This window comes from Streptomyces niphimycinicus, assembly GCF_018883605.1.
Classification (GTDB): domain Bacteria; phylum Actinomycetota; class Actinomycetes; order Streptomycetales; family Streptomycetaceae; genus Streptomyces; species Streptomyces niphimycinicus.
Window position 1 is genome coordinate 1 of record NZ_JAHLEM010000235.1, and the last position, 22,745, is coordinate 22,745.

The 22,745-nt window shown below is 72.1% G+C and carries 18 protein-coding genes; 10 read left to right on the forward strand and 8 right to left on the reverse strand.

Going from position 1 to position 22,745, the window contains the following annotated elements:
- Window positions 1-1,821: FUSC family protein (locus KN815_RS51570; RefSeq protein WP_216343560.1), on the reverse strand; the 1,821-nt coding region annotated here is incomplete at its 3' end.
- Window positions 1,822-2,171: 350 nt separating this feature from the next.
- On the opposite strand from KN815_RS51570, the gene KN815_RS21435 reads away from it, so the two are divergent.
- From KN815_RS21435 to KN815_RS21455, 5 genes are read left to right on the forward strand one after another with little or no spacing between them, the layout of a single operon-like run.
- On the forward strand, window positions 2,172-2,369 hold the full coding sequence (locus KN815_RS21435) for a ferredoxin (RefSeq protein ID WP_078638382.1): 198 nt from the start codon (window positions 2,172-2,174) through the stop codon (window positions 2,367-2,369).
- On the forward strand, window positions 2,366-3,607 hold the full coding sequence (locus KN815_RS21440; protein ID WP_216343561.1) for an NAD(P)/FAD-dependent oxidoreductase: 1,242 nt from the start codon (window positions 2,366-2,368) through the stop codon (window positions 3,605-3,607). Before KN815_RS21435 ends, KN815_RS21440 begins: the two co-directional genes overlap by 4 nt.
- Window positions 3,608-3,628: 21 nt before the next feature.
- On the forward strand, window positions 3,629-5,116 hold the full coding sequence (mptB, locus tag KN815_RS21445) for a polyprenol phosphomannose-dependent alpha 1,6 mannosyltransferase MptB (RefSeq protein WP_372458426.1): 1,488 nt from the start codon (window positions 3,629-3,631) through the stop codon (window positions 5,114-5,116).
- Window positions 5,113-6,330: a glycosyltransferase 87 family protein gene (locus KN815_RS21450; protein WP_216343563.1), complete on the forward strand. Its 1,218-nt coding sequence runs from the start codon at window positions 5,113-5,115 to the stop codon at window positions 6,328-6,330. The genes mptB and KN815_RS21450 overlap by 4 nt, the downstream gene beginning before the upstream one ends.
- 21 nt (window positions 6,331-6,351) lie before the next feature.
- The gene (locus tag KN815_RS21455; RefSeq protein WP_243980151.1) at window positions 6,352-7,371 is read left to right on the forward strand and encodes a lysylphosphatidylglycerol synthase transmembrane domain-containing protein; all 1,020 of its coding nucleotides are present in this window, start codon (window positions 6,352-6,354) and stop codon (window positions 7,369-7,371) included.
- A gap of 21 nt (window positions 7,372-7,392) precedes the next feature.
- Here the strand turns inward: KN815_RS21455 and KN815_RS21460 are convergent, their stop codons facing one another.
- Both KN815_RS21460 and KN815_RS21465 read right to left on the reverse strand, forming a co-directional pair.
- The gene (locus KN815_RS21460; RefSeq protein WP_216343564.1) at window positions 7,393-8,505 is read right to left on the reverse strand and encodes a CapA family protein; all 1,113 of its coding nucleotides are present in this window, start codon (window positions 8,503-8,505) and stop codon (window positions 7,393-7,395) included.
- 141 nt (window positions 8,506-8,646) lie between these two features.
- The gene (locus tag KN815_RS21465) at window positions 8,647-9,453 is read right to left on the reverse strand and encodes a SigB/SigF/SigG family RNA polymerase sigma factor (protein WP_216343565.1); all 807 of its coding nucleotides are present in this window, start codon (window positions 9,451-9,453) and stop codon (window positions 8,647-8,649) included.
- Window positions 9,454-9,854: 401 nt separating this feature from the next.
- Between KN815_RS21465 and KN815_RS21470 the strand changes: the two genes are divergently transcribed.
- The gene (locus tag KN815_RS21470) at window positions 9,855-11,915 is read left to right on the forward strand and encodes a phosphocholine-specific phospholipase C (RefSeq protein ID WP_216343566.1); all 2,061 of its coding nucleotides are present in this window, start codon (window positions 9,855-9,857) and stop codon (window positions 11,913-11,915) included.
- Window positions 11,916-12,079: 164 nt separating this feature from the next.
- Here KN815_RS21470 and KN815_RS21475 read toward each other — a convergent pair whose 3' ends face one another.
- Window positions 12,080-12,970 carry a helix-turn-helix transcriptional regulator gene (locus KN815_RS21475; protein ID WP_216343567.1) on the reverse strand — a complete coding sequence of 297 codons (891 nt, stop codon included), beginning with the start codon at window positions 12,968-12,970 and terminating at the stop codon, window positions 12,080-12,082.
- Window positions 12,971-13,107: 137 nt separating this feature from the next.
- Here KN815_RS21475 and KN815_RS21480 point away from each other — a divergent pair, with 137 nt between their 5' ends.
- The 3 genes from KN815_RS21480 to KN815_RS21490 are packed head-to-tail and all read left to right on the forward strand — an operon-like array spanning window position 13,108 to window position 15,470.
- Complete coding sequence (locus KN815_RS21480) at window positions 13,108-13,701, forward strand: non-oxidative hydroxyarylic acid decarboxylases subunit B (RefSeq protein ID WP_216343568.1); 594 nt, start codon at window positions 13,108-13,110, stop codon at window positions 13,699-13,701.
- Window positions 13,702-13,738: 37 nt separating this feature from the next.
- Window positions 13,739-15,163: a non-oxidative hydroxyarylic acid decarboxylases subunit C gene (locus tag KN815_RS21485; protein WP_216343569.1), complete on the forward strand. Its 1,425-nt coding sequence runs from the start codon at window positions 13,739-13,741 to the stop codon at window positions 15,161-15,163.
- Window positions 15,164-15,206: 43 nt separating this feature from the next.
- Window positions 15,207-15,470, forward strand: coding sequence for a non-oxidative hydroxyarylic acid decarboxylases subunit D (locus tag KN815_RS21490; protein WP_216343570.1), 264 nt, complete (start codon window positions 15,207-15,209; stop codon window positions 15,468-15,470).
- Here KN815_RS21490 and KN815_RS21495 read toward each other — a convergent pair.
- Entirely contained in the window at window positions 15,460-16,695 is a 1,236-nt protein-coding gene (locus KN815_RS21495) for a cytochrome P450 (protein ID WP_216343571.1), read from the reverse strand. The two genes, KN815_RS21490 and KN815_RS21495, sit on opposite strands and share 11 nt — an antisense overlap.
- Window positions 16,692-17,315 (reverse strand): TetR/AcrR family transcriptional regulator, encoded by a 624-nt coding sequence (locus KN815_RS21500; protein WP_253209149.1) that lies wholly within the window; start codon window positions 17,313-17,315, stop codon window positions 16,692-16,694. The genes KN815_RS21495 and KN815_RS21500 overlap by 4 nt, the downstream gene beginning before the upstream one ends.
- Window positions 17,316-17,608: 293 nt before the next feature.
- On the opposite strand from KN815_RS21500, the gene KN815_RS21505 reads away from it, so the two are divergent.
- On the forward strand, window positions 17,609-20,296 hold the full coding sequence (locus tag KN815_RS21505; RefSeq protein ID WP_216343573.1) for a carbohydrate-binding protein: 2,688 nt from the start codon (window positions 17,609-17,611) through the stop codon (window positions 20,294-20,296).
- 5 nt (window positions 20,297-20,301) lie between these two features.
- On the opposite strand, the gene KN815_RS21510 is transcribed toward KN815_RS21505, so the two are convergent.
- Together KN815_RS21510 and mdlC are read right to left on the reverse strand one after the other, a co-directional pair.
- On the reverse strand, window positions 20,302-21,087 hold the full coding sequence (locus KN815_RS21510) for an ABC transporter ATP-binding protein (protein ID WP_216343574.1): 786 nt from the start codon (window positions 21,085-21,087) through the stop codon (window positions 20,302-20,304).
- Window positions 21,088-21,094: 7 nt separating this feature from the next.
- Window positions 21,095-22,726, reverse strand: a complete 1,632-nt coding sequence (mdlC, locus tag KN815_RS21515; protein WP_216343575.1) for a benzoylformate decarboxylase — start codon at window positions 22,724-22,726, stop codon at window positions 21,095-21,097.
- Window positions 22,727-22,745 lie beyond the last annotated feature (19 nt).

Consider the following 22,745-nt stretch of genomic DNA (forward strand, 5'->3'; position numbering starts at 1 on the left):
GTCGGCCAGGTCGGACAGCGCGGCCCGCAGCCGGGCCGCGAGGGCGGGCTCGGGCTGCGGCGCACCCTGATCGAGCCGTACGCCGCAGGCCGTGACCGCGTCCACGATCTCCTCCAGGGCGAAGACCACCGGCGCCCATGCCGCCAGGTCCCGGCCGAACGGCGGGTGTTCGGCGCCGGCCACCTCCACCGCCCTGCGCGCGTCGGCGAGGGCCCGGTATGCCTCGCGGCGCAGCCGCAGCCGGGTGGCGTACGGCGCTTCGGCGGTCAGCACCCGGTCCAGGTGGTCGCGGGTGGCGCGGACGGCGAGCGACAGCCGTACGGAGACCTGGGCGCGCGGGCCGCCGAGCCCGGGCAGCGCCCCGGCGGCCAGCACCACACCGCAGGCCAGCAGCGTGTCGGTGAGCCGGGTGAACCCGGGGTCGGTGTCGCCGCCGAGGTAGACGAGGGACAGCAGCAGCGGTGTGAGCACGGCGGTCTGAAGGGCGAAGTGGCGTACGGAGACGGGGATCAGCGCGGAGCAGACCGCCGCGACGACGACCGGCCAGATGGCGGGGGCGCCCGCATCGGGGGTGACACCCGCGCCGGGGCCGAACAGCGTGGCGAGCCCGCCGAAGGCGGCCACGCCCACGGCGGTGCCGAGGGCGCGGGACAGGGCCCTGGAGACCAGCGGGCCCATGTCCGGCTTGACCAGGAAGGCGGCGGTGGCGGGGAGCCAGTACCAGTGCTCGCCCGGCAGTTGCCGGGCGAGCACGGTGCTGACGCCCACGCACAGCGCCACCCGGGCGGCGTACTCCCGGCCCGCCGGGCCGAGCGCGCGGCGCAGCCGCTGCCGGTGGCCGGGGACGACCGCGCCGACGGGGGGCGCCGGTTCGCCGTCGAAGACCCGGGCGGCGAGCAGGACGGCCCGGTGCATGGCCACATTGCCCGCGGTGTCGGGTACGGGGGCGGGCAGCCGGCCCGGTGGCAGTCCGGTCCGCACCGAGCGGGCCAGTTGGGCGGGGGTGCGCGCGATGCGGCCGGGCACCGGTTCGTTCTCCCACAGCAGGGTCAGGACGCCTTCGCTGAGTGCTCCGGCCACCGCCAGCCGGTCGCGCAGCCGCCGCTCCTCCTCATCCAGGCGGTGGAAGGGGAGCCGGTGGGCGTAGAGGGCCTCGTACGCGGCGTCGTAGGCGGCGGTCAGCCGGCGCCGGGCCGCCTGGCCGCCGTCGGTGCCGACCGCCGTCATCAGACCGGCCAGGGCGTCGTATACGGCGGCCACCGTCTCGCGTTCATCAAAGGGCGCGGTCTGGCGTGCGGGGATGACGCGTGGCAGCAGCGTGGCCATCGCGATCACCCAGATGGCGCCGATGAACAGCAGGCCCGCCTTGACCGGCGGGGGCACCGGGACGGGCATGCCCGCGCCGACCACGGCGAGCACCATCAACTGCACCCCGGCGGCGGAGCTGACCGGCCCGATGGCGCTGATCGCGCCGGAGACCAGTCCGACGGCGGCGAGGGCGAGCGCGATCCCCATCCCGAGGCCCAGCGTGTCCAGCCAGGCCCCGGTCAGCAGGCCGATCGCCCCGGCGAGGGCGGGCAGGCCGATGCGCACGATCCGGGTGGCGCGGGTGGCGGGGCGGTCGTTGACATGGGCGAACATGGCCCCCAGCCCGGCGAGCATCCCGAAGGGCAGATGTCCCGACGCCACGCCGATAGCCACCACCGGCCCCACGCCGAGGGCTCCGCGTGCCACCGCCGCCCAGGGTATGGGGTCCCGCAGCGTCCGCGCCCCGCGCAGGGGGTGCGTCAGCCAGTCGGGCGGTGTGGGCAGCGTGCGCAAGGATCCTCCGTGAGGTGGAAATCGTGGGGCTCTTCGAACCGTACGTGAGCTATGCGGAACTTTCGTAACCTGCGTATTTCCGCCATGTGAGGCGCTGCTGCCGCACCTCGCGCCAGGGCGCTCCGCGGCCCGGATACCCGGGTGTGACCTGGTGGTTTGGACAGCTTCCCCGGTCCGACCGGACGGTCTGCCCGGGGTGCACATGCCAGGCTCATATGTCTCGCTGCGTGGCCAGCTTCTTGCGGAGCGTGTTGTGCTGGGTACGCAGGAGAACTAGCCTCCCTTCCGCCCGTTACCGAACATTCGTCTGGTAACCGCCTTCCGTTGATCCCCCAGTGCCGGAGAACGCCATGCAGGTGACCTTGCATCAGGACAAATGCGTCGCCTCGGGGCAGTGCGTACTCGCCGCCCAGGACGTGTTCGACCAGCGGGACCAGGACGGTGTCGCCGTCCTCCTCGACGAGCGACCGCCGGCGGAACTGCACGACGACGTGCGTCAAGCGGCCGCCGTCTGCCCCGCCCTGGCCATCGCCCTGGCCGACGCGTGAACACACCGGGGAACGTCGTGGTCGTGGGCGCCTCGGTCGCGGGGCTCACCGCGGCCGTCACGCTGCGCACCCTGGGATACGACGGAAGGCTCACCCTCATCGGCGACGAGCCCCACACCCCCTACAACCGGCCACCGTTGTCCAAGCAGATCCTGGCGGGCACCTGGGAGCCGGACCGGATCAAGCTGCGCACCGACGAGGAGCTGTCCGCCCTCGACGCACGGCTGCTGTTCGGCAGGTCCGCCACCGGCCTGGACACCGCCGCCCGCCGGGTGGTGCTGGAGGGCGGCGACAGCGTCTCCTACGACGCCCTGGTCATCGCCACCGGGGTGACCCCCAACAGCCTGCCCGGCGCCCACCATCTGGCCGGGGTGCATCTGCTGCGCACCCTCGACGACGCCCTCGCGCTGCGCGCCGATCTGCGCCACAAGCCCGATGTGAAGGTGGCGGTGGTCGGCGCGGGCTTCCTCGGCTCGGAGGCCGCGGCGGCGGCCCGCCGGATGCGGCTGGACGTCACCATGATCGACCCGCGGCCGGTGCCGATGCGGCGGCAGTTCGGCGACCGGATCGCCGGTCTCGTCGGGCGGCTGCACACGAAGAACGGCGTGTCCATGCGCTGCGGCACCGGGGTGCGGCGGTTCTTCGAGTCCGGCGGCCGGGTGACCGGTCTGGAGCTGACCGACGGCACGCTGCTGGACGCCGATGTCGTGGTGGTCGCCATCGGCTCCGCCCCGGCGGTCGGCTGGCTGGCCGGATCCGGACTGGAGCTGGGCAACGGGGTCGAATGCGATCCCACCTGCCGTGCCGCGCCCGGTGTCTACGCGGCCGGTGATGTCGCCTCGTGGCACAACGACCACTTCGGCCGCCGGATGCGGCTGGAACACCGGCTGAACGCCACGGAACAGGCCCAGGCCGTCGCCCGCAATGTGCTCGGCGCGGGCCAACCGTTCGCCCCCGTGCCGTACTTCTGGACCGATCAGTACGACGCCCATATCCAGGCGTACGGCATATTCCCCGCCGATGCCGAGCTCGCCGTGCTCCACGGCGAGCTCGAAGGCGGCCACTTCGTCGTGGCCTACGGGCACCGGGGCCGGGTGGTCGGGGTGCTCGGCTGGAACAGCCCGTGCGAGCTGCGCAAACTGCGTCAACTCGTGGTCGACCGGGCACCATGGACATCGATCCTGCCCGCCCCGCCCGCAGTGTGGCCCGGCCGACACCTCTCGGCCAGCCTCCGGTGACCGCGACGTCAATTTCCGGCCATGCGCTCTCGCGACCCTGGCAGGGTGCTGCGTCGTGTTCTCGTCCAAGGTGTCGCCGTCGCTCCGGGTCACTGCCGGCTTCTCGGCCTCGCTGGGTCAGTGGCCCTGGCGGCGGGCGGAGCGGCGGCCGGAGCGCTGCCGGTGGGGGATGCCCTCACCCCTGACTCCGGGAGAGAGGCGCTCGGGCTGATCAGCACCTACTTCGGGCTGGTGCTGCTGGTCGCGGCATGGTGGCTGCTGGGACGCGAGGTGCGCGGACCACGCCCGCCCGGCCCCCGCTCCCTGCTGCTCACGCTCGCCGTCTGGGCGGCTCCGCTGCTGCCCGGGCCGCCGCTGTTCAGCCGGGATGTGTACAGCTATCTCGCCCAGGGCGCCATGGTGCACGCCCGCATCGATGTCTACACCCACGGCCCCATACGCCTCGGCGGGCCGCTGGCGGAACAGGTGGCGCCGGTGTGGCAGCACACCCCGACGCCGTACGGCCCGGTCTCGCTGGCCTTCGAATCCGCCGTCGCCCACGCCTCGCGCGCCGAGCCGTCGCTCGGGGTGATCGGGCTGCGGCTGATCGCGCTGCTCGGAGTGGCGGTGATGGTGCTCGCGCTGCCCATCCTGGCCCGCCGCTGCGGCACCGACCCGGGCGCCGCCCTGTGGCTGGGGGCGCTCAACCCGCTCCTGCTGCTGCATCTGGTCGGCGGGGCGCACAATGATGCCGTGATGCTCGGGCTGCTCGGGGCAGGGCTGGTGGCCGCGACGGGCCGATGGCCGGCCTGTGGTGCGGTGCTGGTCACGCTCGCCGCCCTGGTCAAGGCTCCGGCCGCGCTGGGGCTGCTGGCGGTGGCCACGCTGTGGGCGCGCCGGATGGAGGGCCGCAGGCGCCGCGTCGGCGCCGTGGCGGCCACCGGGGCGCTGGCCCTGGCCACCACCGGAGTGGCGACGGCCGTCACCGGCACCGGCTACGGCTGGATCTCGGCGCTCACCACTCCGGCCTCACCGGACAACTGGGCGCTCACCAGCACCCTGGGCCGCGCCACCGGCGCCCTGCTGGAGGCCGTCGGCAGCGGGCTGGCTCCGCTGGCCGCGCCCGCGTGGCACGGTCTGGGGCTGCTGGCCACCGCCGTGGCCATAGGGATCGCCTGGCTGCGTCCACCCCGTCCCCGGCCCGTGTACGCGCTGGGGCTGAGCCTGATAGCGGTGGCCGTACTGGGCCCGGCGATCCGGCCCTGGTACGTGCTGTGGGGACTGTTCGTGATCGCGGCGGCCGGGCCGGGCGGAACGGTGCGCAAGGCGGTGGTGGCCGGGAGCGGGGTGCTCACGCTGGCCGTGCTGCCCAACGGATTCGCGCCGGATTCGCGGCAACTGACGTTCGCCGTGTGCGGGGGTGTGCTGGCGGTATGCGCGCTGTGGTGCGTACGGCACGCACCGGGGTTCGCCACCGGCACTCCGCTCTCCGCCGTCCGCGGCGGCCACCGATCGGAGCGTTCGGCATGACGGGACCCACCACACCTCGCGCACGGCTGGTACTGGCGCTCGCCCTCACCGTGGCGGTCGGGCTCTTCCTGGCCTTCGTCCCGCTGCACCGGGACTGGTTCGACCTGAACGTCTACTACGGCGCCGTGGGCCACTGGCTGCGGGACGGCCGGATCTACGACTTCACCATCCCCGGCGCGGACGGGGCCGACTACGGCTTCACCTATCCGCCCTTCGCCGCACTGTGCATGCTGCCAATGGCCCTGTTCAACTGGCCGGCCGCGATCACCCTGAGCATGGTGCTCAACGTGGCCGCCTCGGCCACCCTGCTGACCTGGCTGATCGGGCCGATCGTCCGCCGGCACGGCTGGAACAAGTGGTTCGCCTTCGTGGTGGCGGCCTGTCTGTTCGCGCTGCTGGAGCCGGTGCGGGACACCTTCAGCTTCGGGCAGGTCAACCTGCTGCTGCTGGTGCTGGTGTTCTTCGACGCCTGGCTGCTGTCCACGGGGCGTGGCCGGTTCGCCGGCTGCGGTATCGGGCTCGCCGCCGCCATCAAGCTCACTCCGGCGATCTTCATCGGCTATCTGCTGATCACCCGGCGGTGGCGCGCCGCCGCGACGGCCACGGCCACCGCCGCGGCCGCCACCCTGCTCGCCCTGGCGGTCGCGCCGGGTGCCTCACGGGTCTACTGGACCGAGGCGCTGTGGGACACCAAGCGGATCGGTGTACTCAGTTACGTCTCCAACCAGTCGTGGGAAGGGGTGCTGGCCCGGCTGGTCGACCCGGTGCCGCCGAGCGGGGTGGTGTGGGGGCTCGGGGTGCTCGCCGTGCTGGCCGTCTGGGCGCACCGGGTGCGCTGCGCGGCGGCCGCCGGGGACGAGCGGGCCGGATTCGCGCTGACCGGGGTCGCCGCCTGTCTGATCAGCCCGATCACCTGGGTGCACCATCTGGTCTGGCTGATTCCGGCCCTGGCGGTGCTCGTCGACAGCGGGCTGCGGCCGGACGCGTCACCGGCCCGGCGCAAGCTGCTGCTCCGGGTCTGTGCGGTGGTGTACGTGCTCCTGTGCAGCAGCGTGGTGTGGCTGTGGCGGTTCGACTCCACCGGGGTGGACGGCTTCCTCGGCAGCAACGCCTATGTGTGGATCTGCCTCGGCCTGCTGATCGCGCTCCCGCTGCGCGGCGCGCGTTCCGCGAACATGCTGGGCCAAGAGCCGTATCCGGCACGTATCCCATGAACGACAGGAGTGTCCGGACCGATGCCTGACGTGATGCCGTGCCCCACGGGGCAGCCGCTGGACCAGCCCGTGGAGCAGCCCAAGGAGCGGGCGGGGCGCTGGGCCCTGCTCCGGCGGCTTCCGCTGCGCCAGATCCTGTGCCTGCTGCCGCTGCTCGTCGTCGGCTACTGGGTGGTCCAGCACCGGTCGCTGATCGGCTCCGGCGCCCGTCAGATGTTCACCGCCAATCCGTACTGGCTGCTGACGGCGGTGGCCACGACCGGGCTCGGCTGGGTGGCGGTGTCGTTCGCCCGGCAGGGCACGGTGCTGGAGCGGCTGCCGGCCAGGCGGCTGTTCGCCACCCAGTTCGCCGCGGGGGCGGCGAATCATCTGCTGCCGTCGGGGATCGGCGCGAGCGCGGTGAACATCCGGTTCATGACGGGCTGCGGGCTGCCGCCCGCCCGTTCCTCGGCTGCGCTCGCCCTGTACTTCCTGGCGGAGGCCACGACCCGGGTGGGGTTGCTGGTGGTGCTGCTCCTGGTGTTTCCCCAGGCGCTGCGGCTGGGCCCGCTGCTGCCGGAGTCGGTGAGCGGGATGGTGGTGGCCGGCGCGGTGGTGGCGGCCGGGGCGCTGGTGGCCGGCGTGGCGCTGATCCGTCCGGTGCGCCGGATCGTGGTGAGGTTTCTCCGCACCGCGATGGCCGACGCCCGGTCGCTGCACATGCGGCCGTCCAGGGCGCTGGCGCTGTGGGGCGGTTCGCTGGCGTTTCCGCTGCTACAGGCGGCGGGGCTGGTGGCGGTCGCCCTGGCGCTGGAGCTGGAGGTGCGGCCGGCGCATGTGATGCTCGCGTATCTGGCCGCCACGGCGGTGGCCGCCGTCGTCCCCTCCCCCGGTGGTATCGGCTCGGTCGACGCGGCGCTGGTCATCGCGCTGGTCGCGGCGGGGGCGCCGGTCGAGGCGGCCACGTCCACGGTGCTGGCGTACCGCTTCATCACGGTGTGGCTGCCGCTGATCCCCGGGGCGCTGGTGCTGGGCGGGCTGGTGCGCTCGAAGATCGTCTGACCCGGTGGGGTCAGGGCGGGGTCAGAGCGGGCGCAGGGTGAGGACGTCGTCGGGCCGGACGTCGATATGCGAGCCGAGGCCGGACCCGGCGCGGTCGAGGGTCGCGCCCAGCCATGCGGCGTCCTCGTGGCCGGTGTGCTCCAGCCGCATCCGCCGTGACCGCAGGGGCACCATGCGCAGGCTGATCAGACGGCCGGTGTCCGGGTCCACCTCGGGGAAGTAGAGCAGCCGCAGATCGTCGCGGTAGCGCTCGTAGCCGCCGATGCCCTCGTAGTCGTCGACCATATCGCCGCAGCCGTAGAGGATCAGCTTGCCGCGGTACACCTCGAGCGGGCGGGGATGGTGGGAGGAGTGGCCGTGGACGAGGTCGACACCGCCGTCGATCAGGGCGTGGGCGAAGTGGATCTGGTCCGGTGAGAGGCCGTATCCCCAGTTGCCGCCCCAGTGGACCGAGGCGATAGCGATGTCCCCGGGGTGGCTGAGCCGCCGTACGCGGTCGGTGATCGCGGCCGCGCGGGCGTCGGAGAGATCGGGCAGGAAGTCGACCCCGGGCCGGTCCTCGGTCGCGGCCCACCGGTCCGGAATGCCGCTGGAGGCCGCGCCGAACGAGAACACCAGCACCCGGTGGTGGTCACCGGCCGGGACGACGGCGGGACGCCGCGCGGCGGCCGCGTCACGCCCCGCTCCGGCGATCCGGAGTCCGGCGGCGGCCAGGGTGTCGAGTGTCTCCTCCAGCCCGCGCCGGCCGCCGTCGAGCACATGGTTGTTGGCCAGGACGCAGACATCGGGCCGGACCGCGGTCAGGCAGGGGAGGTTGTCCGGGCTCATCCGGTAGTGGACGTCCTTCCCGGGGGCGAACTCATCGCTGCGGGTCACGCTCGTCTCCAGGTTGAGCACCCGCACATCGGGTGCCGCCTCGTCCAGTACCGCCAGCGCGTCGCCCCAGGGCCAGGGGAAGTCGACCGGGCGCGGGATCGGGCCGTTCGCCTCCTCGGCCAGCTCGACATAGGCGCGGGAGTCGCGGATGAAGGGCTCACGCAGCTCCGGGTCACCGGGGTGCGGCAGGATCTGGTCCACACCGCGGGCGAGCATCACATCGCCGCAGAGGAACAGCGTCACCGCCGTGCCGCGCATATCTCAACGATCGCATAGCCCGCCATGAGTGACCGTGGCCACGGCGGGGACCCGGGGTGCGGACGCACAGGAAGGTGCGGCGGATGAGGCGCGCCCCGCTCACGGCGTCTGGGTTCTGGACGGTCGCCCGTGGCGCGGTCGCTACGCGGCACGCACGCCGACCTCCTCGCCCAGGCGGGCGCAGGTGCGGTTGATGAGCCGGGAGACATGCATCTGGGAGATGCCGAGCCGGCCGGCGATCCGGCTCTGGGTCTCGTCGCAGAAGAACCGCAGGTAGAGGATCTCCCGCTCGCGCTCGGAGAGCCTGCGCAGACAGGGCTTGAGGGATTCGCGCTGGACGACCCGCTCGTAGGAGGACTCGGTGGAGCCGAGGGTGTCCACCAGCGCGTAGCCGTCGTCCGCGCCGCGCAGCGCGGCGTCCAGCGACAGCGTGCGGAAGCTTTCGAGTGCCTCCATGCCGACGAGGACGTCCTCCTCGGCCATGCCGGTGTGCCGTGCGATGTCCTTGACGCTGGGGGAACGGTCGTCGGGTGAGCGGATCAGCTCCTGGACGGCGGCGCGGACCCGGTTGCGCAGTTCCTGGACCCGGCGCGGCACATGCAGGCCCCACAGATGGTCGCGGAAGTGCCGCTTGACCTCCCCGACGACGGTCGGGACGGCGTAGCTCTCGAAGGCCGAACCCCGGTCCGGCTCATAGCGCTTGACCGCCTTGACCAGACCGACCATGGCCACCTGCCGCAGATCCTCGGGCGTTTCACCCCGGTTGCGGTACTGCGAGGCGATGCGCTCGGCCATCGGCATCCAGGCCCGGACGACTTCCTCTCGCAGGGCCTCCTTCTCCGAGCCGTCCGGCAGTTCGGCGATCCGGCGGAAGGCGCCGGAGGTGTCGGGGGCGTCGTGGTGCGCGTGTTTGGGGTGGGCTCGGGGGTGTGCTTGAGCGGACGTCATGAGCCGATGCCTCCCTTGGCTGTTGTCGGTGTCACCACAGAAGTACATTCCAGACAACTCGGGCGACCGTGAACACGCCTCGCACAGCCGGGACGCTCCCGTGGCGTGCCTCCGGTCCGAAGCACACTGCTCGCGTGCCCGTCCTCGGCTCCGCGAAACGGAGTTCGCCCCGGCGGATACCGGCCCATCCGCTGCGGCATGCGCCACAACGGCCCGGGAGGCGCTGGTAGAGGCCGACGGAAGCATGCGCGGCAGGCGCGGCAAGGTTTCGGCCCGCGATCAAGATTTACGGAGGCTTTCCCGCCGTTTCGCCCATTTGCCGTTGTCCGTACCGTCCCGGGGGAACAGACTGCACCGATTCCGCTGCTTCCCCTCCCAACGCCATAGAAATCCGGAGTGCCATGACCTCCTTCGATCGTCGACGATTCATGCAACTGGCCGGGGCCGGTGCGGCCACCTCCCTGCTCTCCGCCAGCATCGCGCGCGCCGCGGAGATACCCGCCAACCGCCGGACCGGCAGTCTGCGGGACATCGAGCACATCGTGGTGCTGATGCAGGAAAACCGTTCCTTCGACCACTACTTCGGCACCCTGCGCGGGGTGCGGGGATTCGGCGATCCGCGGCCGGTGCGGCTGCCCAACGGCAAGCCGGTGTGGCATCAGTCGGACGGCTCCAAGGAGGTGCTGCCGTTCCGGCCCGAGGTGAACGACCTCGGATTGCAGTTCCTCCAGGACCTGCCGCATGGCTGGGGCGATGGCCATGTCGCGTTCAACGACGGCGCCTACGACAAGTGGATCCCCTCGAAGTCGGCCACCACCATGGCGTATCTGACGCGTGCGGACATCCCCTTCCACTACGCGCTGGCCGACGCCTTCACCATCTGCGACGCCTACCACTGCTCGTTCATCGGCTCCACGGACCCCAACCGCTACTACCTGTGGTCCGGTTACACGGGCAACGACGGCAAGGGCGGCGGCCCGGTGCTGGACAACGCCGAGGCCGGCTACGGCTGGACCACCTACCCCGAGCGTCTGGAGAAGGCCGGGATCTCCTGGAAGATCTACCAGGACATCGGCGACGGGCTGGACGCGGACGGCGGCTGGGGCTGGATCGACGACGCCTACCGCGGCAACTACGGCGACAACTCCCTGCTCTACTTCAACCAGTACCGCAACGCCAAGCCCGGCGACCCGCTGTACGACAAGGCCCGCACCGGCACCAACGCCAAGAACGGCGACGGTTTCTTCGATATCCTGCGGGCCGATGTGAAGGCCGGAAAGCTGCCCCAGATCTCCTGGATCGCGGCACCCGAAGCCTTCACCGAGCACCCCAACTGGCCCGCCAACTACGGCGCCTGGTACATCGCCCAGGTGCTGGACGCGCTCACCTCCAACCCCGAGGTGTGGAGCAAGACCGCGCTGCTCATCACCTACGACGAGAACGACGGCTTCTTCGACCACGTGATGCCGCCGTACGCGCCCGGCGACAAGCGGGGCGGCTCGACCGTGGACACCACCGGAGAGCTGTTCCCCGGCTCCTCCGCGCAGCCCGCGGGCCCGTACGGGCTGGGGCAGCGGGTGCCGATGCTCGTGGTGTCGCCGTGGAGCAAGGGCGGCTGGGTGTGCTCGCAGACGCTGGACCACACCTCGGTCATCCGGCTGATGGAGCGGCGCTTCGGCGTCGAGGAGCCGAACATCTCGCCGTGGCGGCGGGCGGTGTCCGGCGACCTGACCGCGGCCTTCGACTTCTCGCGGACCGATGTGAAGGTCCCGGCCATGCCGGACACCAGCGGCTACCGGCCCAAGGACAACGAGCGGCACCCCGACTACGTGCCGACGCCCCCGGAGCACCCCTCGCTGCCCCGGCAGGAGCCCGGGCTGCGCCGCGCCCGGCCGCTGCCGTACGAGCTGTCGGCCGACGCCACGACCGCCGCCGACGGCGGCCTGCGCGTCGACTTCGTCAACCACGGCCGGGGCGCCGGGGCGCACTTCCATATCACCTCCGCGAGCCATGCGGGCGGGCCGTGGGGCTACACCGTCGAGGCGGGCAAGCGGCTGTCGGGCAACTGGCAGCGCTCCTCGGCGGACCAGGGCGCCTATGACTTCCAGGTGCACGGTCCGGCCGGTTTCCTGCGCCACTTCACCGGCCATGCCACCGGCACGGGGCCCGAGGTGAGCGCCCGTCACGACCGGTCGACCGGCGAGGTCAGGCTGACCCTGGTCAACCAGGGCGACGCGACGGTGCGGCTCACCGTCACGGACGGCTACGGCGAGGAGAAGCCCGTGCACTACCGGCTCCGACCGGGGGCGCGGGTGGTACACACCGTGCGCACCGGGCGCAGCCACCAGTGGTACGACCTGTCGGTGGTCTCCGACCACGACAGCGGCTATCTGCGCCGGCTGGCCGGGCATGTGGAGACCGGCCGTGCGGGGATGAGCGACCCCGCGCTCTCGGCGGACTGAACCACCGCCGACGGCTCCTCGCCGCGCGCCCGTCCGGCGGCTCCCCGCCGGGCGGGCGCGCGTGCGTCTGCGCGCCGCGTACGGCCCTCGTAGCCCCCGTACGCCGCCAACGGCGCTCATGTACCTCTTACGGCCCTCGTACGCGCCCGTGCGGGCCCCGTGCGTCAGTGCCGGGTGCCCGAGGCGCGGGTACGAAAGCCCGCCGGGGTCTCGCCCGCCCGGCGGCGGAAGAACTTGGTGAAGACGGTGGCGTCCGGGAAGCCGAGCCGCTCGCCGATGGCCGTGGCGGACAGATCGGTGTGCACCAGCAGCCGCTTGGCCTCGAGCAGCACCCGGTCGTCGATGAACCGCTTGGCGCCACATCCGGCCGTGGCGCGGGTGGCGCGGGTCAGGGTGCGCACGCTGTAGCCCAGCCGGGCCGCGTAGTCCTCGACCCGATGGGTGCGGGTGTAGTCGCGCTCCACGGCCTGCTGGAAGCGGCGGAACGCCTCACTGGCCGCCGTGTCCCCGCTCCGGGCGCCGGGCAGATGGGCCAGCCGGAGCACCAGGACCGCGACGAGATGACGCACCACCTCGACATGCGCCTCCAGCGGCCCGGACACCGCCCGGTACTCGCCCTCCAGGAGGTCCAGGACGCCGCGGACGGCCTCGGCGTCGGCGCCTTCGGGAACCACCAGCGGGGACCGCGAGGCGGGCCGGTCCAGCCGGGCGACCGCGGCGGTGGCGGTGCCGAGATAGCCGGGCGGGAAGAGCACGGCCGCGCCCTCCGCGGCGCCGAGCGGGGAACGGAACTGGTGGATCTGCCCGGGGCGCGCCCACATCCAGCCGCCCTCGGTCAGCTCGTGCTCGGTGAAGTCCACCGAGCAGCGCAGCCTCCCCGAGCGCACGGCGATCACCTGGTGGAAGGCGAGCCGCATCGGGGCGTGCACATCGAGGCCATGGCTGCGGGCGCGGGCGGCCAGCCCGGGGAAATCCAGGACGGCCGCTCCCGGCGGGGCTCCCACGGAGGGCCGGAACGGAACCTCGGTGACATCACGGTGTCCGTTTCTGTCCATAGCGCGTCTCCAGTGTACGGCTGGTGTCCCGTGGTCCGCATCTAGCGTGGAGTGCGTTGCGATGAACGGGTGACCGAAAGAGTCCCCGAATCACCGCTTCCCCCTTCCACCGACCGCAGCCGAGGGAGCACGCCACCATGCGATTGATCGTGGGCATGACAGGAGCAACGGGTGCCGTGTTCGGTGTCCGCCTGCTGGAGCTCCTCTCCGAGCTGCCCGAGGTGGAGACCCATCTGGTGCTCAGCCGCTGGGCGCGCACCACGATCGAGCTGGAGACCGGCCGGTCCGCCCGCGAGGTGGCCGAGCTCGCCGAGGTGACGCACTCCCCCGAGGACCAGGGCGCCACCATCTCCTCCGGCTCCTTCCGCACCGACGGCATGATCATCGCGCCGTGCTCGATGAAGACCCTCGCCGGGATCCGCGCCGGATACGCCGACGGTCTGGTGGGCCGCGCCGCGGACGTGGTCCTCAAGGAGCGGCGCCGGCTCGTCCTCGTACCGAGGGAGACCCCGCTCAGCGAGATCCACCTCGAGAACATGCTGGCGCTCTCCCGGATGGGCGTGCGGATGGTCCCGCCCATGCCCGCCTTCTACAACCACCCGCGGTCGGTGGACGACATCGTCGACCACCTCACCGCCCGCCTCCTCGACCAGTTCGACCTGCCCGCACCCGCCGCCAAGCGGTGGGAGGGCATGCGCGCCGCCCGCGGCCCGAAGCACACCGCCGCCTGATCCCCTCCCCCAGCCTCTGCCCCCACTTGGAGTTTCCATGGCCTACGACGACTTCCGCGGCTTTCTCGACACCCTCCGGAAGGAGGGCCAACTGCTGCACATCGCCGACGAGGTGATGCCGGAGCCGGACATCGCCGCCGCCGCGAACGCCGCCCCGCGCCTGGGCGGCCACGCTCCCGCCCTGTACTTCGACAACGTCAAGGGCTTCACCGACGCGCGGATCGCGCTCAATGTGCACGGCTCCTGGGCCAATCACGCGCTCGCGCTCGGCCTGCCCAAGGAGACCGGCACCAAGGAGCAGGTCGAGGAGTTCATCCGCCGCTGGGACACCTTCCCGGTCGCTCCCGAGTGGCGCGAGAATCCGCTGTGGGCCGAGAACACCCTGGAGGGCGAGGACGCCGACATCTTCCGGGTGCTGCCGCTGATCCGGCTCAACGACGGCGACGGCGGCTTCTACATCGACAAGGCCGCCGTGGTCTCCAAGGACCCCGCCGACCCCGAGCACAGCGGCAAGCAGAACGTCGGCATCTACCGCATCGAGGTCAAGGGCAGGCGGGCGCTCGCCATCCAGCCGGTGCCGATGCATGACATCGCCCAGCATCTGCACACCGCCGAGGAGCGGGGCGAGGACCTGCCCGTGGCCATCACGCTCGGCAACGAACCGGTGATCTCCATCGTGGCGTCCACCCCGATGGAGTACGAACAGAACGAGTACGAGCTGGCCGGCGCCCTGCGCGGCGCTCCCGCCCCGCTCTCCCGGGCCCCGCTCACCGGGCTGCCCGTGCCATGGGGCAGCGAGGTGGTCATCGAGGGCGTCATCGAGGGCCGCAAGCGCGAGATCGAGGGGCCGTTCGGCGAGTTCACCGGCCACTACTCCGGCGGCCGGAACATGCCCGTCATCCGCATCGACCGGATCTCGTACCGCACCGGCCCGATCTTCGAACACCTCTACCTCGGCATGCCGTGGACCGAGGTGGACTATCTGATCGCCGCCAACACCTGTGTGCCGCTGTACCAGCAACTGCGCCACGACTTCCCGGAGGTCCAGGCGGTCAACGCGATGTACACCCATGGGCTGGTCGTCATCGTGTCCACCAAGAAGCGCTACGGCGGTTTCGCCAAGGCCGTCGGCATGCGGGTGCTGACCACTCCGCACGGACTCGGCTACGCGGCCACCGTGATCGTGGTGGACGAGGACGTCGACCCGTTCGACCTCCCCCAGGTGATGTGGGCGCTGTCCACGAAGATGAATCCGGCCGGCGATCTGGTCCAGATCCCCAATCTGTCGGTGCTGGAGCTGGCCCCGCAGGCCGTCACGCCCGGTATCACCGACAAGCTCATCATCGACGCCACCACCCCCGTCGCCCCCGACCGCCGCGGCACCTACGGCACCCAGGTGCGCGATCTGCCCGAGACGGCCGAGTGGCTGGCCCGGCTGCGGAAGCTCACCGCCGCCCGCTGACCACGCCACCCCCGCGCCACCTCACACCACGGAAGGACTTCGGATGTCCGACACCACTCCCCTGTGCCCGCGCTGCGCCCACGAGGCGATCGAGCACATCACCGGCTCCCCCGTCCCCGGCGTCTGGGAGGTGCTCCAGTGCGGGCGGTGCCTGTACATGTGGCGCACCAGCGAGCCCGCCCGGCGCATCCGGCGCGACGCCTACCCCGAGGAGTTCATGCTGACGCCCGAGGACATCGGCACCGCGCCGGAGGTCCCGGCCGTTCCGCCGCTGCGTAGGCCCGGCGCCGGGGCGGCTACCAGGTGACGGGGAGTTCGTAGACTCCGTAGATCACCGCGTCGTACTTGAAGGGGATGTCCGCCAGGTCCGTGGCCATCCGCAGGGTGGGGACGCGGCGCAGGAGGGTGGGGTAGACCACCTGGAGTTCCATCCGGGCCAGCGGCTGGCCGAGGCAGTGATGGGTGCCCAGGCCGAACGCCTGGTGGTGGCGGGCGTCCCGGCCGATGTCCAGCCGATCCGGTTCGGGGAAGACGGCCGCGTCCCGGTTGGCCAGTTCGCCCAGGAGGATCACTCCCTCACCGGCCCGGATGGTCCGGTCGGCGATCTCGATGTCCTCCAGCGCCGTCCGGCGGCGTCCGAGGTGGACGACGCTGAGGTAGCGCAGGAGTTCCTCCACCGCGGAGGCGATCACCTTGGGGTCGTCGGCCTCGCGGACACGGGCGAGCTGTTCGGGGTGCTGGAGCAGCAGCAGCGTCCCCATGGTGATCATGTTGGCGGTGGTCTCGTGTCCGCCGAGGAGCAGCAGCACGCCCATCGCGGCGGCCTCGCGGCGGGTCAGCTCGCCCGCCGCGATCTGCCGGCCGAGGCCGGAGAGCAGATCGTCACCCGGTTCGGCGAGCTTCTCCGCCACCAACTGGTCCAGGTACTCATAGAGGTTGGTGTGCGCGGCGCTCCGCTCCTCGGGCGTGGCCACGGCGGAGACGAGGACCTTACTGTTCGTCTGGAAGAACGCGTGGTCCTCGTACGGGACGCCCAGCATCTCGGAGATCACCAGCGAGGGAAGCGGCAGTGCGAGCGCCTGGACCAGATCGGCCGGTTTCGGCCCGGCCAGCATGCGGGTGATGAAGTCGTCCACCATCTCCTGGACGACGGGGCGCATCGCCTCGACCCGCTTGATGGTGAAGGCGCCGCTGACCATGCGGCGCAGCCGGGCGTGTTCCGGATCGTCCATACCGACGAAGCTGAGGTCGGTGGCCTCCCGCTTGCCGCCCGTATGCGGGACGGGGCTCGGAAAGCCGGGGTGGGAGAAGTCGGCGCTGAGCCGGGGGTCGGAGAGCAGGGTCTTCTGCTCGGCGTGGCCGGTCACCACCCAGGGGGTGCTGTCGTTCCAGGACCGGACCCGGGTCAGCGGGCCCCACTGGGCCAGGCCGCGCAGCTCCGGGGACGGGTCGAAGGGGCAGGCCGCGGCGCGCGGCTGGGGGAAGGCGGGGATCTCGGCCGGCGCGTCGCCGGTCACGGGCGAGGTGGTCATGGGGTGGTCCGGGCCTCCTTGGCTGGGGAACGGGGGGTGACGGGGGCGAGGAGCAGGCCGGTGATGGCGTCGGTCAGCGCACCGGCCGTGTCATCCCAGGACGGCTGGCGGGTACTGGTCCCCTCGGCGAGGGCGCGCTCCCGTTCGGCACAGGTGTGGGTGATCAACTGGCGGGCCATGTCGCCGCGTTCGGCCCGCACTTCGGCGGGCAGTGCGTCCAGGCAGCGGCCCAGGCCGTAGAGGGTCTCGCGCAGCGGTTCCCGGGTGAGGGCCTCGTCGGTGACGATCGCCCGCAGCAGGGGATCGGTCATCACCTGGACGGCGAACCGGGCGTACCAGGAGGGGAGGCCGAGGGTGGCCAGATGCTCGGGGGCGGGGCGCACCAGGCAGGCGACCCAGTCCCGGACCTCCCGGCTGCCGCGGGTCTCCTCCAGCATCCGCTGCCGGATCCGCTCGATCGCCGCGGAGTGCTTGCCCATGATGGCGCGCACCAGATCCGCCCGGGTGCCGAAGTGATAGCCGACCGCGGCGACATTGCCCTGTCCGGCCGCCTCGCCGATCTGACGGTTCGACACCGCGACCAGGCCGTGCTCGGCGTAGAGCCGTTCCGCGGCGGCCATGATGGCTTCGCGGGTCCCGGTGGAGCGGACAGTGCGTGCTTCGGCCACCACCGCCTCCCGTCCCGATCGTTCCGGTGAGCGGCTTCCGCCGCCACTTTAAAACACGCGAATTAAACAAGCAACCTACCGAGACATCGGATCTGTCATCGACTCTCTTTGGGACGATAGATTCAACTAAGCGCGAAATCTTCCCTGATCTCTCGGCCACACCTCCAGCCATTCCCTCCCCAACCGTTGACCTCATCCGATGTTTCTTCTACGTTGCGGTCGAATCCCAACCGGGGAGGCTGTAGATGAGATCCGCGCTCAGGCGCATATCCGTGGTCGCCGCCGCAGCGGCGGTCCTGACCGCGCTGCCGGGCGCCGCATCGGCCGAAGGACGGCACCAGGGGCGCACGTTTCACGTCGCCACCTGGGGCGCCGACCGCGACAGCGGCAGCTCGCTCCATCCGTTCCGCACCATCGGCCGCTGCACCGAACAGGTCCGGCCCGGGGACACCTGTCTGATCCACCGCGGCCGCTACCAGGAGCGCGTCGCCCCGCCCTCGGGCACCAAGGACGCCCCGATCACGCTCGCCGCGTACGGCGACGGCGCGGTCACGGTGGACGGGACGAGGACCGTCACCGGCTGGCGGGACGCGGGCGGCGGTCTGGTGGCCGCCGATGTGGACCTTCCGCTCGACCGCAGCGAGAACGCGCTGTTCCTGGACGGCGAACGCGCCATGGAGGGCCGCTGGCCCAACTCCGGCCCCGATCCGCTCAATCCGTCCTGGGCGGTGGCCGAGCGCTCCTCCACCGATCAGCACATCGACGACCCGGATTTGCCGGCCGGCGACTTCACCGGCGCCACCGTCCATCTGTGGGCCGGATCCAACCCGTGGAGCCAGCAGACCGGCACGGTGACCGCCACCAAGGACGGTGCGCTGGACTTCACCGGTGGCAACTACCGCTGCACCCCGCTGTGCATGGGCGACCAGAACTACCGCAACTACTACCTGGTGGGCGCCAAGGCCACGCTCGACCAGCCCGGTGAGTGGTACTACGACAAGGACGCGGGCCGCCTGTATCTGGTCCCGCCCAAGGGCGGTGTCACGGGCCACACCGTGACCGCGAAACACGAGAGCTGGGGCGTGGACCTCTCGCACAGCTCGCATGTCACCGTGCGCGGCCTCGACCTGTGGGGCACCTCGCTGCGCACCGGCGCGGACAGCACCGGTGTGCTGGTCGAGGGAATGCGGGCGCGCTACATCTCGGAGTTCTCCACGCTCCCCATGCCGCGCGACGACGAGTTGGCCATCCCGCCCGGCGAGGGACACATCGTCGCCTCGCGGGTGCTCAACTCCGGTGTCCAGATCCTCGGCAACGGCAACACCCTGCGCGACAGCGACATCGGCTACTCCGCCGGTACGGGGGTGCTGCTGCGCGGCAACGGCAACACCGTCACCGGCAACTACATCCACGACGTCGGCTGGATGGGCAGCTACACCCCCGGTATCGAGATCAACGGCAGCGGCCAGACCGTCACCCACAACACCATCCGGCGCACCGGCCGGGCGAGCATCGACACCGCCTGGCAACTGAACGGCGTGCCCTTCCACGACAACCGGATCGCCTACAACGACCTCTCCGAGGCGATGCGCACCTCACGTGACGGCAGCCCGTTCTATGTGTGCTGCAACCTGGACGCCAAGGGCACCAGCGTCGACCACAACACCGTCCATGACGCGGACGGCCAGGTCGGCTACTACATCGACAACTCCTCCAGCCAGTTCCTGCTGCACCACAACGTGGCGTACAACACCGGCTCCCGTGGCACCTTCTACAACGGCCACAGCGGGGTCAGCCTCGGCAACCGCGACCACCACTCCTCCTACGGGCTCGGGGTGACCACCGCCGTACGGCTGAGCGGGGCGACCGACGCCACGGGCACATATGTGAGCAATGACGTGGCGCTCGGGCCGATGGAGATCTCCGGCCCCGGCGATCCGGCCCCGGTGGTACGGAACAACCTGCTGCCGCCCACGGATCCGCGCTACACCGACGCGCGCAACGGCGAGCTGTGGCCGCGCGCGGGCTCTCCCGCCATCGACGCGGGTGAGACCGTGGACGGGGTGACCGGCGAGGTCCGGGGCGACGGGCCGGACCAGGGCGCGTATGAATACGGGGCGCCCATCTGGTCGTCCGGCTGCCGGCTGCCGGGCTGCGAGACCCGGGTCCGCAACGACGGCTGGAAGGCGACGGCCTCGGGTGGCGCCGATGCCTCGGCCGCCGTCGACGGGGTCCAGACCACCCAGTGGAAGGGGAGTGCTCCGCAGTCCTCCGGCCAGTCGCTCACCGTGGATCTGGGCACCGCGAAGACCTTCGGCCGGATGGCGATCGACGCGGGGATGGACGCCACCGGGCACCCTTATGGCTTCACCGTCTCGGTCAGCCGTGACGGTGACCACTGGGGCACGCCGGTGGCCCGGGTCAGTGGCCGCTCCTTCACCCAGGACGCGGTCTTCCCGCAGCACACCGCCCGCTATCTGCGGATCGAGCTGACGGCGCCGGGCGAGAACCCCTGGGCGGTGAACGAGATCCGGCTCTACGCCGACGGCCCCGACGCGGCCGCCACCTTGCAGGCGGAGCGCGCCGAGGTGGTCCGCGGCGCCGAGCGCGGCAAGGCGGCCACCTCGGTCCTCGGGCAGGGGGACGCCATCGGCTTCCAGGGTGTGCGGTTCGGTGCGGGCGCGGACACGCTGACGGTGCGGCTGGCGTCCGGCGGCTGCGGGGACTGCGCCCTGCGGCTGCGCCTGGACTCTCCGGACGGACCGGTGGCGGCCACGCTTCCGGTGCGCGGGACCGGTGGCACGGACGAGTGGCGGGAGCGTTCGGTGCGCCTCCCCCGTACGGTGACCGGCTCCCATGATGTCTATCTCGTCGCCACGGGTGGCCACCGGGTTGCCGCCGTGGACTGGCTGACGTTGCGGCAGGGGCGCTAGACGCGTCAGAGGTGTCCGAGGGGACGAGGTGGGGGCGTGGCCGTGCCCTGGCGCACCGCGCGCCCCACCTCCGTCCGCAGTGCGATGAACTCGGGCAGCCCCCGGGTGGCGATCTGGTCGCGGTCGGCGGGCAGCGCCACCGGCAGATCCGCCCGCACCCGGCCCGGGCCCGGGGCCAGCACCACCACCCGGTCGGCCACGTAGACACTTTCGTCGATGTCATGGGTGACCAGCACAGTCGTCATCCCCTGGGCGCGGTGCAGCCGCAGCAGCAGATCCTCCAGATCCTCCCGCGTCTGGGCGTCCAGTGCCCCGAACGGCTCGTCCATCAGCAGCAGCGCGGGCCGGGCGGCCAGGGCGCGGGCGAGGGCGACGCGCTGCTGCATTCCGCCCGACAACTGCCAGGGGTGGCGGCGGGCGGCGTCGGCCAGGCCCACCTGCTCCAGCATGGCCACCGCCGCCGCATGGCGCTGCGCGCGGGGCAGTCCGCGCCGCCGCAGCGGAAGGGCCACGTTCTCCCGCACCGTCAGCCAGGGGAAGAGGGAGCGGCTGTAGTCCTGGAAGACGACACCGAGCCGGTCCGGGACGCCGTCCACCACCTCCCCGTCCAGGGTGATCCGCCCGGCGGAGGGGCGGACGAGGCCCGCGACACAGCGCAGCAAAGTGGACTTGCCGCAGCCGGAAGGCCCGACCAGGGTGACCAACTGCCCTTCTGGGACCGTGAGTTCGATGTCCTGGAGAACATCAGGGCCGTCGTCGTAGCGGTGGCCGAGGTGGTCGATCCGCAGCATGTCCGCCTCACCGGGCCCATGGCTCGTACGCCGGGGAGTCGTCGGCGGGGACCCGGATCTGGAGCAGCAGCGGGCCGTCGTCGCGACCGAGGGCGAGGGCCCGGTCGAGGGCCTTGGGAAGATCGTCGGGCCGCTCCACCCGGTCGGCCGGGCAGCCGAAGGAACCGGCGAGGGCGGCGAAGTCGATACCGCCGATCTCGGTGCCCGGCACGGGGGTGATGCCGATGCGGCGGCCCAGCGCCTTGACCGCGCCGTAGCCGCCGTTGTCGAGCAGGAGGTAGGTCACCGGGGCGCGGTGCCGGGCCGCGGTCCACAGGGCCTGCACCGAGTAGAGCGCCGAGCCGTCGCCGACCACGCACACCACCCGTTCGCCGTCCGCGAGGGCGCGTCCGACCGCGAGTGGCAGCCCCCAGCCCAGCGCGCCGCTGCCGGTGGTGAGGAAGCGGCCCGCGCCGCTGATGGGGAGGCGGGCGTGGAGGGCGTCGCGGTGGCTGGGGGTCTCCTCCACCAGGACGGTGTCCCGGGGCAGCCGCTCGCGGAGCAGCTCCATCACCAGCTCGGGCGAGATCTCCTCGGCCGGGGCGGGCAGCGGCTCGGGGGCGGGCCGCACCGCCGGCGCGGGCCGATCGGAGGGCCGGACGAGATCGGTGAGGGTGCGCAGCGCGGGGCGGAGGGTGGTGACGATGCTGGTGCCCACGGGCAGCCACGCGGCCTGCGCGGGATCGCAGTCGAGGTGGTACAGCGCGGTGCCGTCGGCGAGCGGCGGGCCCCCGGTGTGCACGTGGTAGGTGAACAGCGGGGCCCCGAGCGCGACCACCACATCGTAGGGTGCCAGCCGCTCCGCCAACTGGTCGGCGACGGGCGGCAGAAAGCCCTGGAAGAGCGGGTGGCGTTCGTCGAAGCCGGAGCGTCCGGAGAGCGGGCTGATCCACACCGCGGCCCGCAGCCGCTCGGCCAGTTCGGCCACTTCGGGTACGGCGTGCTCGTCGTCCACTCCGGGCCCTGCGACCAGCGCGGGGCGGGCCGCCACGTCGAGCGCGCGGGCGAGACCGGCCAGCGCGCCGGGGTCGGCGGTGTAGCCGCCGTGGACGGTGCGCGGGGCGACCGGCTCGGCGGGGCGGTCCCAGTCGTCCTCCGGTACGGAGAGGAAGACCGGGCCCCGGGGGTGGCTCATGGCGACGCGGTGGGCCTCGGCGAGCGCGGCGGGCACATCGGCGGCCCGCTCCGGCTGCCTGCTGAACTTCACGTAGGGGCGCGGGAATTGGGCCGGTTCGTCGGCGCCGAGGAAGGGCCGCAGCGGGAGCAGCGCACGGGACTGCTGGCCCGCGATGATCACCACCGGCACCCGGTCCCGGTAGGCGTTGAACACCGCGCCCAGGGAGTGGCCGACGCCCCCGGCGGAGTGCAGGCTGACCAGCGCCGCCCGCCCGGTGCCCAGGGCGTGGCCCGCGGCCATGGCGACGGCGGTCGACTCCTGAAGTCCGAGCACATAGCGGAAGTCCTCGGGCCAGTCGCGGAACATCCGCAGTTCGGTGGAGCCGGGGTTGCCGAAGACGGTCGTCATACCGGTGGCGCGGCACAGTGCCAGCACCGCCTCGCGGACCGTGGTGGTCGGTGGGTGGGCGGGGGGCGCGGCCATGGGGCCACCTCCTCGGCTG